Source organism: Dietzia sp. DQ12-76 (assembly GCF_014145045.1).
Lineage (GTDB): Bacteria > Actinomycetota > Actinomycetes > Mycobacteriales > Mycobacteriaceae > Dietzia.
Genome location: NZ_JAALDV010000553.1, coordinates 1 through 1,208, shown reverse-complemented (window position 1 = coordinate 1,208; position 1,208 = coordinate 1). Strand labels below are relative to the sequence as shown.

At 69.3% G+C, this 1,208-nt stretch carries 3 protein-coding genes; 1 reads left to right on the top strand and 2 read right to left on the bottom strand.

Going from position 1 to position 1,208, the window contains the following annotated elements; translation table 11 throughout:
* Positions 1 to 252 precede the first annotated feature (252 nt).
* Positions 253 to 543 (top strand): DUF4287 domain-containing protein, encoded by a 291-nt coding sequence (locus G6019_RS16590; protein WP_107757236.1) that lies wholly within the window; start codon positions 253 to 255, stop codon positions 541 to 543.
* Positions 544 to 563: 20 nt separating this feature from the next.
* Here G6019_RS16590 and G6019_RS16585 read toward each other — a convergent pair whose 3' ends face one another.
* Positions 564 to 734, bottom strand: a complete 171-nt coding sequence (locus G6019_RS16585; protein WP_182613453.1) for a hypothetical protein — start codon at positions 732 to 734, stop codon at positions 564 to 566.
* A gap of 115 nt (positions 735 to 849) precedes the next feature.
* A partial coding sequence (locus G6019_RS16580; protein ID WP_375539776.1) for a hypothetical protein occupies positions 850 to 1,208 on the bottom strand: 359 nt, incomplete at its 5' end.

The following is a 1,208-nucleotide window of genomic DNA, read 5'->3' as shown; positions in this document are numbered from 1 at the left end:
GGCCCTGGCCGCGGCGATCGCCGCGGGCCGGGACGTCGAGGGGGCACGTGCCGAGATCGGACGGGTGCGGTCGAACGGGTGAGGCGGGGCGGGGCCGGCGGGACGGCCTGATCGACGACGACGAGCGGCGCACGGTGAATTGCGAATCCCGCCTACAGCCGCGCGCCGCGGGCGGACACTGGTGTCCTACGCCTCTACGAGCCGAGGCCGCGTCCGCCAGTCGATCACGCCAGTCGATCAGAGGAGAAACCAGTGTCCTTCCAGGCATACCTCGACACCATCGAGACCAAGACCGGGCTCACGCCGCGGCAACTCGTGAACCAGGCCACCGACCGCGGTTTCGGTCCCGGGACCAAGGCCGGGCCGATACTGGAGTGGCTGAAGAACGACTACGGCCTCGGCCGCGGCCACGGCATGGCGCTCGTCCACGTGATCACCAAGGGACCGCAGATCAGCTCGAAGCACGTGGGCTCCACCGGTTCGCACGCTGACGCGACCGACATGCTCTGGCTCGACGGGGCGGCCACCAACCCGAATCGCTGAGCTCGGGCGTCCGTTGTCACCTACCCGCTGTCCTGCGGCCCCTCCGGGAGCCGCTCCTCGTTCAGGCCGGACCATTCGACGTAGTCCGCCCAGGCGCGCTCGTAGGACAGCGTGTCCGGTTCTGCGGCAGAGGGTCCGGCGCGTGCGACGGTCCGACCCCGCCGGATCCCGAAGGGCCAAATTTTTCTCATCTTCTTATTCGGTGGCGAGATCGGACCGGATGGGAATGCGGCATCGTGTTCGCCACACCGTGACTCAGATCCGAGAAGGGAGACGACCGACGGGGGTGCTCGGGCGTCCCCGGACTCACGCGTTCTGTTCGGTCCACTCTCCGGACGCGTAGTCGGTCGCCAGCTGCCGCAGCGCGTCGTGGTCGACCCCCAGGAGACTCATGGGTGGGCGCCGGTCGGGTAGGGCGATCGACGGCAGGGTCCACCAGGAGAGTGCGGCGTCCGGAAAGCGACGAGCGTCCAGCAGCCGGTTGATCGCGCAGATGATGTTGTCCGGATCGCGCGGATCGACGTGGTCCATCTGGAATCGGGGGTACACCCATCTCCGGTCGCCGCGCAGCGCGATGAGCCGGCCGTCTCGCGCGAAGGTCCGCAGTGCGTCGGCGGAGGCGGTGGATTCGGACAGCACCCCGCGCCGCACGAGGACCTCGGCCG